The 14215-nt window shown below is 62.2% G+C and carries 9 protein-coding genes; 2 read left to right on the top strand and 7 right to left on the bottom strand.

The annotated features are described in order from the left end of the window. Window positions 1-624: 624 nt before the first annotated feature. The gene (locus tag AAFM92_12835; protein ID MEL7301260.1) at window positions 625-2067 is read left to right on the top strand and encodes a M10 family metallopeptidase C-terminal domain-containing protein; all 1443 of its coding nucleotides are present in this window, start codon (window positions 625-627) and stop codon (window positions 2065-2067) included. 49 nt (window positions 2068-2116) lie between these two features. On the opposite strand, the gene AAFM92_12830 is transcribed toward AAFM92_12835, so the two are convergent. From AAFM92_12830 to AAFM92_12810, 5 genes are all read right to left on the bottom strand, one after another. After that, window positions 2117-3502 (bottom strand): HlyD family type I secretion periplasmic adaptor subunit, encoded by a 1386-nt coding sequence (locus AAFM92_12830; protein ID MEL7301259.1) that lies wholly within the window; start codon window positions 3500-3502, stop codon window positions 2117-2119. Further along, a complete protein-coding gene (locus AAFM92_12825) occupies window positions 3502-5259 on the bottom strand; it encodes a type I secretion system permease/ATPase (GenBank protein ID MEL7301258.1) in 1758 nt (585 codons plus the stop codon). The genes AAFM92_12830 and AAFM92_12825 overlap by 1 nt, the downstream gene beginning before the upstream one ends. Window positions 5260-5433: 174 nt before the next feature. Further along, a complete protein-coding gene (locus tag AAFM92_12820) occupies window positions 5434-7857 on the bottom strand; it encodes a calcium-binding protein (protein MEL7301257.1) in 2424 nt (807 codons plus the stop codon). 176 nt (window positions 7858-8033) lie between these two features. After that, complete coding sequence (locus tag AAFM92_12815; GenBank protein ID MEL7301256.1) at window positions 8034-8684, bottom strand: hypothetical protein; 651 nt, start codon at window positions 8682-8684, stop codon at window positions 8034-8036. Continuing rightward, window positions 8681-9763: a helix-turn-helix transcriptional regulator gene (locus tag AAFM92_12810; protein ID MEL7301255.1), complete on the bottom strand. Its 1083-nt coding sequence runs from the start codon at window positions 9761-9763 to the stop codon at window positions 8681-8683. The genes AAFM92_12815 and AAFM92_12810 overlap by 4 nt, the downstream gene beginning before the upstream one ends. Before the next feature lie 543 nt (window positions 9764-10306). Between AAFM92_12810 and AAFM92_12805 the strand changes: the two genes are divergently transcribed. Then, window positions 10307-10942 carry a response regulator transcription factor gene (locus AAFM92_12805; protein MEL7301254.1) on the top strand — a complete coding sequence of 212 codons (636 nt, stop codon included), beginning with the start codon at window positions 10307-10309 and terminating at the stop codon, window positions 10940-10942. A gap of 204 nt (window positions 10943-11146) precedes the next feature. Here AAFM92_12805 and AAFM92_12800 read toward each other — a convergent pair whose 3' ends face one another. Together AAFM92_12800 and AAFM92_12795 are read right to left on the bottom strand one after the other, a co-directional pair. Next, a complete protein-coding gene (locus tag AAFM92_12800) occupies window positions 11147-12136 on the bottom strand; it encodes a cupin domain-containing protein (protein MEL7301253.1) in 990 nt (329 codons plus the stop codon). Between the two features lie 115 nt (window positions 12137-12251). Then, window positions 12252-14174: a cation:proton antiporter gene (locus tag AAFM92_12795; GenBank protein ID MEL7301252.1), complete on the bottom strand. Its 1923-nt coding sequence runs from the start codon at window positions 14172-14174 to the stop codon at window positions 12252-12254. Window positions 14175-14215 lie beyond the last annotated feature (41 nt).

Here is a 14215-nt window from a genome sequence, read left to right as displayed (position 1 = left end):
CTTGAACCCGGACCCACCTAGGGAGCCACGACGGCTCCGGCGGCGGCTGACGAGAGGCGATCCTGAACCTCCTTGTTTCCCTTTCAGAAACTGTGTTTCCGCCCTGAAGAAACGACCAGATTTGAAGAAGGAGCTTTTGCCGCCGAATGGAAAAGACATTGTATTCTCCGGGGATGCGAAGCCCAGAAAACAAGGGCTCCTCGTCCGTGCTGAAAATTCTTTTCAATGTTTAAAGGATGCGCGGAAATCGCCAGCACCGCGCCCCTTCGGACACTGATATGACACAAAGCTACTGCGTGGCGGTGAAACGGTCAGTACCCATTTCGGGGTATCGCGGCCATTTCACGGCGCGCGAATCACGGGCGTCGAGCCTTCTTTTCAGGGCCTAAAATCACCGATCTCCGACGACGATTCGATGCCAGCGATTCGGCGGAATCCAGCGAGAGCCGCGCGCCATTTGGCGGGTAATCGCCCAATCTCATCGCATTTTCGCCATACGGCTGACACCTCGCACCGCCACCGTAGAAGGCCGAAAGAAGCGCTCGGAATAATTGCCGGTGCGCATGCCCGCGCGGGGCACCGACCCCGCGGGTTTTCTTGGCCACATACCGAAGGTGTATCGACATGCCGCTGCCCATCTACTCTCCCGACCAGATCGCGGACTACCTCGTCCACGGCTACTGGGAAGATCGTTCGGGCAGGGAATGGCGGGCCTTCGACACGGATCCCGGAGACACGATCACCGTAAACCTCACGGCCCTCAACAGCACCGGACTAAGCCTCGCGCGTGCGGCGCTGGAGGCATGGGAAAACGTGATCGACATCCAATTCCAAGAGGTGTCGAGCGGCGGCGACATCCGCTTCGACCACAATTCGGGCGGCGCCGTGGGTGGCCACTCCTACTCCGGCAATACAATCCTCAGCGCCTTCGTCAGCATTTCGACGGGCTGGTTCACCCCCTGGCACGGCAACAGCTACGGCAGCTACTCGATGCAGACCTTCATGCACGAGATCGGCCATGCCCTCGGGCTCGGACACCCGGGCGACTACAACGGTCAGGCCAGTTGGGGGACCGACAACCACTTCATCAACGAGAGCTGGCAGATGAGCCTGATGTCGTATTTCGACCAGGAAGAGAACCAGTGGCTCGACGCCGACAAAGCCTACGCCGCAACCCTGATGCTCGCCGATATCGTCGCCGTCCAGGATCTCTACGGCAAGTCCAAGGCCCAGATCGGCGATACCGTCTACGGTGCGAACTCAAACGTCGGCGGCGCGCTACAAGAGATCTTCGATGATGCTTTCAACGAGGGTACATCGGGCACCGTGAACGCCTTTACCATTTACGACGCGGGCGGGATCGACCGGCTCAATTTCAAATTCGAAACCGCCGACCAGAGGATCGACCTGAATGTCGAGGCAGTCTCCGATGTGGGAGGCCTCAAGGGCAATCTCATCATCGCGCGCGACACCGTCATCGAGGAAGCCTGGGGCGGTAACGGCGACGACGAGATTATCGGGAACGCCGCCGACAATCGCCTCAGTGGGGGACGTGGCGAAGACACCATGAGTGGAGGAGACGGAGAGGACCGACTATTCGGGCGTAGTGGTCGCGACCTCCTAGACGGCGGAGATGGAAACGACCGCCTTCAGGGTGGCAATGGTGGCGACACCGTCACTGGCGGCGAGGGCAAGGACGTGCTGATGGGCGAGGTCGGCAACGACCGTCTCGACGGCGGAGACAACCGGGACAAGCTTGAAGGCGGCGACGGCAAGGACACGCTCGACGGCGGCCTCGGAAACGACACGCTGACCGGAGGCGACGATGCCGATGTCTTCATCTTCGGTCACGGTAAGGACGTGATCCTCGACTTTCAGGACGACGTGGACACGATCTGGCTCGACGCGTCGATCTGGGGGGGCGGCCTCTCGAAGCAGGACGTCATCTCCTCTTTCGCAACGCCGATCGCTGGCGGCACACAGCTCGATGTGCCGACCTGGGCAGCTCTGGACATCCTCGGTATTTTTGACGCCGACCTGCTCTTGAACGACCTGGAGCTTGTCTAGCCGCCCCCGGCGTCAGCCAGGGAACGAGCTTAAGCGCCAAGGCACATGATCAGGAGCCTTCCTTGAGCGCCGTCTCGAGGTTCAGAAGCACAGGCTCGAGGATGTAATCCATGACCGTGAGTTCACCGGTCTCGATCATCACCTGCGCCGGCATGCCGGGCTGCGCCTGCAATTTGCTCTCGCCGAGGGTCGCCATCTCTTCCGGCAGCACCTCAACGTCCACGCGGAAGTAGTCCGCGCCCGTGTCGGAATCGGTCATGCTATCCGCCGAGACATGGACCACCGTCCCGTTCACCGGGGCGGTATTGCGGGCATTGTAGGCGGTCAAACGCACCTGCACGCTCCCCCCGAGCACAACCTCGTCGATATCCGTCGGCCGGACCTGCGCCTCGACCACTAGCGGTGCATCGGTCGGCACGATTTCCAGCAAGGTATGCCCGGCACTGATCACGCTGCCCGGCGTGTTGACGGTTAGGCCTACGATCTTGCCCGCTTGCGGCGCGCGGATTAGGCGACGCTCTTCCATGTCGTTTACAGTGTTCAGCCGCTCTTCGATGTCGAAGACCGCTTCCTGCGCGCGCAGGAGTTGCTCGGTGACACCATTGAGGCGATCCCGCTGGAGCTGCAGAGCCTGCTCGTCGAGCTCGGCCATGCGCTGTTGGACGTTGGCGATACTGCTGTCGAGCGAGCCCATATTACCGAGGATGCTCGCCTGACTCTGCCGAAGAGACGCCATGCGCGGGCCGGTCACGAGGCCCTTCTCGTAGAGCACTTCGAGCTTGTCGATCTGCTCCTCGAGGAGGTCGAGCTGCTCTTGGAACGCGGTCTGGCGTGCCATGAAGCCGTTGGTCTGTTCGTGAAACTGGAGCTTGCGATCGCGAATGATGCCGACCCGGCCGTTCACCATCTCTTGGTTGGAGCGGTGGATGCTCTGCTGCGCCACGAAGATCTTCTCGAGCCGCGGATCCTCCGCGATAAGGCTGGCGATCTGAGGCGTGAGCGCGAGGTTCTCCGCGCCTTCAAGTTCGGCGGTGAGTCGCGCTTCCTGGGACAGCGCGCTCACAAGCTGGCTTCGCAGAATTCCCTTTTGCGACTTCGTCCGGGTGCCGTCGATGACAGCGAGGATCTGGCCTTCTTCCACGACTTCGCCTTCGACCACGCGGATTTCGTTGACGAGACCACCCTCGAGATGCTGGACCACGAGCCGCTCGTTGGCCACGCGGAAGACCCCGCTGGCGACCACGGCGCTCGTGATGTTGGAGACGCTGGCCCAGGCCATCAATCCGCCGAACACCCCGAAGCCGAGGAAGAACAGCATGAAGGTGAGCTGGCGCACGCGCATGGGCGGTGCCTTGGGCAGCTTCACATCCGGCATGCGGTCGGCAAAACCGGATTTCTCAGCGATCTCGCGCGGACTGGCTTCAACAATGCTCATTACTTATCTCCTCCAGCCGCGGCGTCTGGCCCAGCGCCGTCTTCTCCGCTCCGACGCCGAAAAATGGCCACGTTGGCCTCGTCCTGCGCGTCTTGCGTGATCGACCGGGCCGCGTCTTCGACCACGGCTTTGGCCTCCCCGAACTTGGTCAGACGCCCGCCCTCGAGCATGCCCGCATGGGTCACCTGGCGCAGGAGGTTCATGCGGTGCGTGATCACGACGACGATAGCGCCCCGGTTGGACAGTGCCTTGATGGCACGCGCCAGCGCGGCCTCGCCTTCCGGGTCGAGATTGGCGTTGGGCTCGTCGAGCACGATGAGCTTCCGGTTGCCGTAGACCGCCCGTGCCAGGCCAATCCGCTGGCGCTGACCGGCGGAGAGGTTGTTGCCGCGCTCGCCGACCTTGGCATTGTAGCCACCAGGCAGCTTGACGATGAGGTCATGGACCTGCGCGAGCTTCGCGGCGGCCACGATGTCGGACGGGCGTGCGTCTGGATCCATCAGAGCAATGTTCTCGGCAATGGTCGCGTCGAAGAGCTCCACCCTCTGAGGAAGGAAGCCGATATAGCTGCCGATCTGAGCGCGGGGCCAGTCCGTGAGCGCCACGTCATCGATGCGGACATGACCGCGCGCGAGGCCCTGCAGACCCACGAGGGCGCGCGCCAGCGTCGTCTTGCCCGCGCCGGAGGGGCCGATCAAACCGAGGACCTGCCCAGGCTCAAGTGTGAAATTCACATCGAGGAGCAGCGGGTCCTGCACGCCATCGGCGATCACGCTCGCCCCCTGCACGGCAAGGCGCCCCTCGGGCTCGGGGAGCTCCAGGCGGCTGTCGGTGTCCGGCACGAGGCTCAGCACGAGATTGAGGCGGCGGATATTGTTGCGCACCTGAAGAAGACCGCGCCAGCCAGCGACGGATTGCTCCACCGGGGCAGCCGCGCGGCCCATCAGGATAGACGCTGCGATCATCAAGCCGGGAGAGAGCTGACCGCGGACCACAAGGATCACGCCAACGCCCATGATGGCGATCTGCATGGCCATCCGCACCAGCTTGGCCAAGGAGCTCAGCGTCGCCATGCGATCGGTGGCCACCGTGCCGAACATCATCGCGGAGAAGGACTTCATCGTCCAACGCTCGATCTGCGTCCGGGTCGCGCCCATGGAATGCACGATCTCGGCATTGGTGAGCATCTCGTCGGCTGCGATCGTCGCCTCCGCCGATGCCTCGGTCGAAGCTTGGTCCGGCTTGCGCCCGACGAACTCGTTAACCACGCCGATGATGAAGAGCGCGATGATGCCCACGAGCGCAACGGTGCCGAGCATTGGGTGGAAGAGGAAAATCAGACCTACGAACGCCACCGACCAAGGGGCGTCCAAGAGAGCGATAAGGAAGGGGCTGGTGACGAAGTTCCGAAGCCCCTGGATGTCGCGGAGCGGCTGAACGCCGTGAACTTCGGGCGGCATCTCGTTTGACATGATGCCGGCCATGATCGTCGGACCAAGGCTGGCTTCGAGCCGTGTGCCCAGCCGGGCCACGAGCCGCTGCCGCAGCACATCGAAAAAGAAGAAGAAAACCAAAGCGATCGCCGCACCGACGGTGAGAGCGATCAGGGTGGACATGCTTCCCGAGGACATGACCCGGGAAAACAATTGCAACATGTACAGTGGCGCCGTCAGGACCAGAATGTTTATGAAGAGGCTCGCAACGAAGACCGATGTAATCAGGCCGCGCTGCCCATCAAAAACTCTTTTACTTTTCATTCTCGCGTCCCCCCGGACACACTAGAAATAAAACCGATACTCTTTTCCAAACTTTGAACGGCGCCCTGGCCCAAGTTCTTTCCTTGGCCGGGGGACCAGTTTCAAGCGTCTCAAACCAGGGCTAAAAGTGGCCCGGCCTCATTGCTGGGACCGGGCCACTTTATGCCGTGACGCTTAGGTCGCGGTGTCAGGGTGCACGCAGAGCATGTCATACGTGTCGAAGTAGTCGTGCTCGTCGTCGTAGGGGAACCCATCGTCGCCAATGGCGTCCCGTGCTACGACATCGATCGGCAGGTAGTTCGGGTTGCCAGAGGCAGCCGAGTTGATGCCGACGCCGCCGATGGGCAGAGCATCGTTGCCGATGGACGTGTAGGTGCTCGGACCGTTGGTCAGACCCTTGATCAGCAGGAGAGACCCGTTGACCTCGATCTGAGTGTCGGTGCCGTTGACTTCCATGACAACCGCCTGGCCGTTGGGCTCTTCGATGTCGCTGGCCGTTCCCTGAAGCACCTGGAAGGCATCGGACGAGCTAGCGCCCTTACCTGCGCCGACGTTGGTCACACGGTACAGGATGGTGTCGAGATCCTCATCGATGTCGAAGTCATGGATGGTGTCCTCTCCTGCAACGGACGACATGTCGGTGCCGTTCCAGATCAGGTCGATGATGAACACATCCTTGCCTTCGCCGCCGGTGAGATCGTCGTTGCCTTCGCCGCCAACGAGGTAGTCGTTGTCGTCTCCGCCATCGAGGTCATCGTCACCGATACCACCATAGAGGCTGTCGTCGCCGAGGTCGCCGAACAGATCGTCGCTGCCCTCGTTGCCGTAGAGGCAATCGTCGCCAGACCCACCAGCAAGTTCGTCGAAGCCAGCGTTACCGAGCATGACGTCATCGCCGGAACCACCTTTCATGAAGTCAGCACCACCGCCGCCTTCCATGTAGTCGTTGCCTTCGTTGCCGAACATGCGGTCGTTGCCGCCGTCACCGTACATCTGGTCGTTGTCTTCGCCACCGAACATCATGTCAGCATTGGCACCGCCGGACATGAAGTCGTCGCCATCATCCCCGTGCATCTTGTCTTCGCCATTGTTGCCGAACAGACAATCGTTGTCTTCACCGCCGCGGATTTTGTCGTCGCCTTCGTTGCCTTCAATGGTGTCTTCACCATTCTGGCCGTACAGGCAATCATCTCCGTCGTTACCCCAGATCTCATCATCGCCGTTGCCGCCGGTGACGCTATCGTTGTTGTTACCACCCCAGATGTCGTCATCACCCTTGTTGCCGTAGAGGCGGTCATTGCCGTCTTCGCCAAAGATCTTGTCTTTGCCGCCGCCACCGCGGATGACGTCGTTGCCTGCGTCTTCATGGATATCCGAGAAGTCGCAAGTCGGGCAGAACAGAGGTTCGCCATTGTCGTCGAAGTAGACGGCTTCACGGACGGATTCTTCGCCGTTGGTCACTTCGCAACAATCGCCGACCCAGTCGAGATTTCCGTAGCCTGCGTGGCTGACTTCCGCGGACATTGCGAAGTCACCGAACAGAACGTCGGCCTGCGCACCACCGTGCATCTTGTCGTTGCCGCCGGAACCACGCATCTGGTCCTTGCCGGCATCGCCCTGCATGTCGTCACGGCCGGAACCGCCGTCCATGGTGTCGTCACCACGGCCACCGAAAAGCAGGTCATTGTCGGCGTTACCGTAGACAACGTCGTCGCCTTCACCGGCATCGACCGTGTCGTCACCGTTTCCGCCGAAGATGCAGTCGTCGCCGCCAGGGATCGGGCCCTTGTCGCCCTCGCCCGGATCAGCACCGACGCCCGTGTTGTCGCCGGGGAAGATGTCGCCGAAGATCTCGTCGTCACCGTCGTTACCAGCGATCATGTCGTCGCCGAGGCCGCCAGCCATGCTGTCGTTGCCCTCGCCACCGGACATGCGGTCGTCGCCCGTGCGGCCATACATGGTGTCGTCACCATCATCGCCCCACATGCAGTCGTTGCCGGACTCGCCGTCCATGCAATCGTCGCCTTCGCCGCCGGACATCCAGTCGTCGGAGCCGCGCTCGTTGGCAGCCGCACTCAGGTCGTTGGTGTAGTCGCCGTCGCCGTCGTCACCGAACATGGTGTCGTCGCCGAGACCGCCAAACATGATGTCAGAGTCCTGACCGCCCTTGAGGAGGTCGTCGCCCTGCTCGCCGTCGATATAGTCGCAGCCTGCTTCGCCGTCGATGCAATCGTCGTCGAAAAGGCCGTTCTCGGGATCGACTTCGTTCGTCTGCGAGTCATTGTCGCCGCCGTAGATGAAGTCATTGCCGGTGCCACCGAAGATCTGGTCGTTGCCGCCACCACCTTCGAGGTAGTCCTGGCCTTCTTCACCGTCGATGATGTTCCAGATGTCGTCGCCGTAAACGGCGTCGTTGCCTGCGCCCGCTTCGGCGTTGTGTGCCGACTCCGGTTCGTTGAGGTCAATCTGGTCTGCGTTGTTGTCACCGTATTCGTAGGTGCCATCGTTGTAGTTTACGTCGAATTTGCTGTCGCTGTATTCGATGTCACAGTTGGGATCACACACCTTCCAGGTGGGAGTACCGTCTGGATTTGCCATCTCACTTCTCCGTTAATAAGCGGAGTCCGATCAAACCTGACGGCTAAGCCGCCCACTGTTGAACTTCCCCCAAACGTGCCGGCACAGACCGGCGGATAAACAAAGGCAGAAATTGCCTTCTGAAATTACACAACCAAACCAAGCGCCTCAGAAATGCCCCTTTTTGGGTACAAAATTCACGAATTCTCAAGGAAACGCGAGGCGCCGATAGAGATCAGCGATTCGATCTGGGCCATGAGCCCCACGAGCTGGTCCTGGAAGAACGCCCCAAGAGCCAGCCCCGCCAGCAAAACAAGGCCTGTCCAAAGGAAGCGACCGCGACGCGGACGAGACGCGACCTGCTCGGCCATCACCTGCGCGACGGCCTCCCGAAGCACCGGCTCGAGCTCGATTCGCAGCGCACCTTCCATGCGGTTCACTGCGTCTTCGAGCGTGTCGATCCGCTCGCTCAGCATCAAGCGGTCGGCCTCGGCTTTGGAGACATACATCTCGCCGACACCCTTCTTGAGCGTCTCGAACATCCGGACGATCCGGGTGTTCAACTCCCCCAGATCAGACCGCCGCGCCAAAGCGGCGTCGCCGGTCAGGAGCGTGCGCTGCAGTGCCCGGAGGTCAGTCTCGGTCAGGCGAGCAGTGGCCGCAGGCTGAGGCGCTGTGCGCGACCCATCCTGCGCTGCGGCCTCGCGCGGATCGGCGCCCCGGGCCTTGGTGGCCCTGTCGCCAGGTTCCGATTTCGGATCGACCCGTTGGTCGGACCGGGCCACGAGGGGCTGAAGGTCCGAAGTTGTGCTCTTCTCGTATTCGCCGTTCGCCAAGATCTTGTTCATGACACGCGCCCCAGAGATCCTTGCCACGTCAGCATATGCGCCATCTCGGCCCGGCAGCTCACGTTGAGCTTGGCGAGCACGCGCTTTGAATAAGTACTGAATGTCTGTTCCTTGAGGCCGGCGACACGCGCCGCCTCACGATTGGGGAGACCGGTCTGCATGAGCGCAGCGACCCGCGCTTCGGACTGTGTGAGCCCCATCGTCAGCGCGAGCTGTTCGATGCGGCGGCGGTCCGGTTGCTGCGGCACGATCGCGACGACCAGCGGCTGCGAAGTCTGCGAGGCCTGGTGGCGCGACAGCGACACCGGCACGCGGGAGGTCCCGTCCGCACTGTCGAGAAGCAGGATGAAATCGGTATCCTGCGACGTCTCAAGGGCACAGGTTCGCACGGCCTTGTGGAGCGCACTGGTCTGAGAAGCCGCGCTGCAGGTCAACCCTGAACAGCTCTCTGAGAGCAGCTCTTTGGAGGCGAGCATGTCACGACCGGCGGCATTCATGTGCATGACTTCGCAGGTCATGTTGAGGACGAAGATCGCGGAGTCGCTCTTCTTCGACACAGTCCAGAGCATGGCGCTGATGGCCGTCTCCGCTTCCGGGCTATGCACTTCCTTGATACAATCGGCCCGAAGGACCGGCCAAACGGCTCTTAGGATGCTTTCCACGTGGATGTCCGCCTGATCGCTGCGCAGGCTGAGAAAAATGTGGTCGACGGCGCCGTTCGCGAAAGTACAGGCGAAGGCCAGCCATTTTTTACCACTGCCTGCTTCCGTGAGCGGCGGTAGGTCGCTGGCGTCGGGCTTGAGCAACTCGAGCGCCACGATTTCACCAGGCGCGCCATCAACGCGCGCTGCGGCCGACCGCGGCAGACCGAGGTCGACAGGGCCCGCCAAGGGCGAGCGGTTGGATGTTTTCAGGAGGAGCCTTGCACCATTTACATCGATGCGCACAAATGCGCCGTCACAGATCGTCGTCAGATTTTTTCTCAGGGCAGCTGACTGACAGTACGTAGGCGCAGAGACCCCGCCCCAGCTAAACACATTCATCAAATTTCCCCCGGTGTAACGCAGCCAAGGTACCATAGGGGCGACGTGACGTAAGGAAGCATGAGGCTTAACCCGACCGGTCAGAAACCTGCCACTGGGAGGTGGGTTCGTGACACTAGGTCACCGTGAAGGTGCAAATCTTACGAATCAAATTACCGCTTTTGCCCACTCAAGCGAGCAAGTCTATGCCGCCATGCAACCACAGCGCGATCCGACTCAGATGTGAAACTAATTGTTTCCAAAACAAGACGATTGCGCCGATGGGGGAAGGCGCGCGCCTAGTGGTTGCGAACAAATGACTTTTTTAACGGGCTTCGCGCAGCTTTGCGCGCGGAGCTTAGCTCCAGCCTAGCACCGAAGTGGTACGCCTAAGCCGACGCACAAACACCTTGGTGATATTGAGACCTACAAGCTAACGTTTGGTTAACAAGGTCAAACCGTGGTTCGGAGCCGAATGGGCGATTTCTTGCGACTTCGCCCCACTCCTCCTCACGGTCATATTTAGTAGAAGACCGCATATTAGCGTGTGTGATTTTGGAGGTTTGTTTGATGGCCGTTTGCATAATCAGTAAAATTCATATGGTGCGGGACATTTTGAAGTCCACTTGCGAGCAACGCGGATTTGACATCCGGCAGGTTTGCGCAACCACGCAGGACGTCACGGAGATCGACCCGACCGACCTCGTCGTTCTTCATACCCGCCGTCCCGTCGGCGAAATTACCAATCAGGTCGTCGAGGTGCGTGCGCTTTGCCCGGAGTGCCGCATGATGATCATCGCACCCGAGAACGTTTGCTCCGCGCTGCGCGTAGCGCTCGACGAAGACGTGCTCGCCGTTATGCCCGAAGACGAACCCACCGAGACACTCGTCGGTGTGCTCGCCGTGGCGATGCAGGGCTACCGCGTCGTGGAGCCGAGTGCCCGTAACGGCAAGACGCTCAAGCTCGGCAACGGCCGCAGGCAACAGCACCCTCGCTCCTCAATTGCGGCCACGACCTGGAAAAGCGGCCCCCAGGTCGCGCCGCTCTCGCCGCGCGAAAGCGCCGTGATGCTCAAGCTTCGAGAAGGCGGGTCCAACAAGGACATCGCCAACGCGCTCGGCATCTGCGAGGCGACGGTGAAGGTCTATCTCCGCACCTGCTATCAGAAGATCGGGGTCAAGAACCGGACCCAGGCGGCGGTCTGGGCGTCAGAGCGGCTCCCGGAAACGCCGTAGATCCGACGGCGTGCGCTGAGGGCCTGAAGCGTCCACAAGCGTTTATTGCCAAAGTCTTAACGACGCGCGCTATGGCCCTGCGCACCTTTAAGCGATTGGACGTTTGGCCTTTGCCGATGCTTCGCGTTTGGCTTGTGTGCGCGCCGAGTACGAGTTCTGCCGCCCTAACGCGGGCAGCTTTCGCGGGCCTTGACGCCGCTGCGCTCAGCGGGGCTGCGTCGGGCCTGCGGGGTCGTCGGTGCTCAGCACTCTGTAGAGGCTTGCCTCGCCCGTCATCGCCGGGGCGAGTGAGCGCTCGAGACCCGGCGGGACAGCCATCGTGTCGCCTGGGTTGAGCACCGTCGTGCCCCCTTCCCAGCTTAGCCGCCAATGGCCGCGCATGGGCATCAGGATTTCGTGGCGATCGGTGGCGTAGGGCGCATCCTGGATCGAGAAACGGCTCAACAGCTCCACCTCGAAGCCCGGCTTGTCGCGGAGCACGGCCGCCTCGCCGATGACCTTGGCGGGCTGGCGGTCGCTCAGGGCCACGAGGTCCCAGTAGCGGGCGACGTAATGGGGCACCACGTCTTGCGTGGTGGGTTCTGGCATGCGCGCCAGCACCTCGTCGGAGGCCAGAGCCATGGGCGCCACCCCCTCGGGAAGCGATGCGCCCTGCTTGGTGTCGTAGAGCTTGCCGTTGTCGCCCAGCACGAGGCCGTGGGCCGCCGCGTCCGAGATCACCTGCGGTGCCCAGAGCACCCCGCCCCCGGCGTCATCCCCGCCGAGGATCGCCATGATCATCCCGTAGTCGGTGCCGATGTTCTCGAAGCCGCGGAAGATGCCGGTGGGGATGTTGAAGATGTCCCCCTCCTCGAGCACGACCTCACCCGCATCTCCCCAGCGCCCCCAGAAGAACCGCCAGCGGCCCTTGAGCACGAAGAAGACCTCGGCGGTGCGATGGGAATGCAGCGAATTCCGGCACTTGGGCGGCTGGCCCGCGGCGCCGATATTGAAGCCCGGTGTCTCGCGCAGATGGACGAACTGGTCCGCGGCCTCAGAAACCCCGCCGCCGATGATGGTGAAGTTCTCCTTCTGATCGGAACCCGGCGTGTGGGCATCGATGAAGGCGGTCTTGCAAGGCCGGAGGTCGCCGTAGCGTACGATGCGGGCTTCCATTTCGGTTTTCGTGATCTTTTTCGGGTCGTCGAGACTCATGGGTGCGTCCTTTCTGCGCGGGCAGGATGCGCCTCTTTGCAAACGAATGCAAGAATTGTCTCCAGCGATGCATGCGACCGTGCACCGACAGCCTCACACCCGGCTTTGCCCTGACTTACCCTCGGGCGCGCGCCTGAATTTCCTGCATCTCGCGGCTGAGTTGCGGTACCCGTGTCTCGAGCATCTCGCGCACCTTCCGAACGTAGGGCTCGTTCTCCACGGCAGGGATGGAGGCGTCATAGAGCCCGGCCACCTCGATCATCCCCTCGCGGTCGTTCTGGTTGAAGGCCTCGACCATCTCCTCCGCCGCCTGCCGCTCGATGCCCAGCGCCTCGAAGGCCGAGCGACCCATGCGGAGCGAGCTGTCATAGGTCTCGCGGATGATGTCGCGGCAGCCGAGCGACCAGAGCACGTAGACGTGGTGCCTGTTGCGCGCGCGGGCGATGATGTGGACATGGGGGTAGTGCTCGATCACATGGCGCACGATGGTGTTGATGCTTTCCTCGCCGTCCACGGCCACGACGATGATGCGCGCCCGCTCGATGCCCGCGGCATGCAGGAGATCGGGGCGCGTGGCATCGCCGTAATACGTCTTGATGCCGAACTTCATCAGGTTGGCGATCTGCTTTGAATTGTAGTCGACGACGGTCGTCTTGTAGCCCGCCGCGGAGACGATGCGCTCCACAATCCCGCCCACGCGGCCACGGCCGCAAATGAGGATCTCTCCGGGCTCCTCGATCTCGTCGGCCTCGCGGGTCTGATCGCTCACCGAGCGGGGGACGATGACGCGCTCGTAGAAGATGAAGAGAAGCGGCGTGAAGAGCATGGAGAGCGCCACCACGAGCAGCGCCTGATCGGCGATGGCGGCGGGCAATATGGCATTGGCGGTGACAAAGCTCAGCAGCACGAAGCCGAACTCCCCCGCCTGTGCGAGGCTGAGCGCGAGGAGCCATCGGTCCATGCCGTGGATGCCGATGAGCGTCCCCAGTACGAAGAGCACGGCGAACTTGATGAACATCGCGAGGAGGGTCAGACCGAGATAGAAGGGCAGTGCCTCGAAGAGCAGGCCGAAATTGATGCTCGCCCCCACGGTCATGAAGAAGAGGCCGAGGAGTAGGCCGCGGAACGGGTCGATATCGCTTTCGAGCTCGTGGCGGTACTCGCTGTTGGCGAGGACGACCCCGGCGAGGAACGTGCCCAGCGCCGCCGAGAGGCCCACGAGCCCCATGAGGAGGGCGATGCCCACGACGAGCATCAGCGCGGTGGCGGTGAAGAGCTCTCGCAGACCGGCCTGGCTGATGAAGCGGAAGAGCGGGCGGGTCAGGTAGCTGCCGCCGAGGATGACGGCGCCGATGGCCCCGAAGGAGACGAGCGCGGTCTGCCACCCGTTGAGACCGCTCACGAGGCTCATGCCCGACCCGTGGTCATCCCCGTGCTCGTCGCCGTGGTCACCTCCGTGGCCGCCCCCGTGATCACCCGAATGATCGCCGCCATGGCCCACATCGCCCGCCACATCCATGAGCTCCGGCATCGCGAGGAGCGGCAGGAGCGCGAGCATGGGGATCACGGCCACGTCCTCGGTGAGGAGCGCCGCAAAGGAGGCCTGCCCCCCTTCCGTCCGCATCAGACCCTTTTCCTGGTGGGTCTGAAGGACGATGGCCGTCGAGGAGAGCGAGAAAATGAGCCCGATCGTCAGCGCGAAATGCCAGGCCAGGCCAAAGAGCATGGCAAGCCCGGTGACGATGAGCGTCGTCGTCAGGATATGCCCGAGACCGAGCCCCGCCAGCGTGCCCCGCATCTCCCAGAGGCGCTTCGGCTCGAGCTCGAGGCCAACGAGAAAGAGCATCATCACCACGCCGAATTCAGCGAAGTGCTGGATCGATATGACGTCCACTCCGAGGGCCGCGAGAAGCGGCGCGATCACGATGCCCGCAATGAGATAGCCCAGCACGGAGCCCAGCCCGAGCCGCGTGGCGATGGGCACGGCAACCACCCCCGCGACGAGAAACGTGAAGGCCAGAAGCAGGAACTCGGTCATTGGCGCACCCTTCGTGTTGCCCAAGGCCTACCGTCAAAGTG

The organism is Pseudomonadota bacterium (assembly GCA_038533575.1).
Taxonomy (GTDB): domain Bacteria; phylum Pseudomonadota; class Alphaproteobacteria; order Rhodobacterales; family Rhodobacteraceae; genus Shimia_B.
Note: the sequence above shows the minus strand (reverse complement) of the source record. Positions and strands in the feature narration are given on the sequence as shown.

Coding starts and splice junctions, on each gene's coding strand:
- AAFM92_12830 (MEL7301259.1), bottom strand. CDS start 3,502: ATGAGCATTGTTGAAGCCAGTCCGCGCGAGATCGCTGAGAAATCCGGT.
- AAFM92_12810 (MEL7301255.1), bottom strand. CDS start 9,763: ATGGTACCTTGGCTGCGTTACACCGGGGGAAATTTGATGAATGTGTTT.
- AAFM92_12815 (MEL7301256.1), bottom strand. CDS start 8,684: ATGAACAAGATCTTGGCGAACGGCGAATACGAGAAGAGCACAACTTCG.
- AAFM92_12805 (MEL7301254.1), top strand. CDS start 10,307: ATGGTGCGGGACATTTTGAAGTCCACTTGCGAGCAACGCGGATTTGAC.
- AAFM92_12795 (MEL7301252.1), bottom strand. CDS start 14,174: ATGACCGAGTTCCTGCTTCTGGCCTTCACGTTTCTCGTCGCGGGGGTG.
- AAFM92_12820 (MEL7301257.1), bottom strand. CDS start 7,857: ATGGCAAATCCAGACGGTACTCCCACCTGGAAGGTGTGTGATCCCAAC.
- AAFM92_12825 (MEL7301258.1), bottom strand. CDS start 5,259: ATGAAAAGTAAAAGAGTTTTTGATGGGCAGCGCGGCCTGATTACATCG.
- AAFM92_12835 (MEL7301260.1), top strand. CDS start 625: ATGCCGCTGCCCATCTACTCTCCCGACCAGATCGCGGACTACCTCGTC.
- AAFM92_12800 (MEL7301253.1), bottom strand. CDS start 12,136: ATGAGTCTCGACGACCCGAAAAAGATCACGAAAACCGAAATGGAAGCC.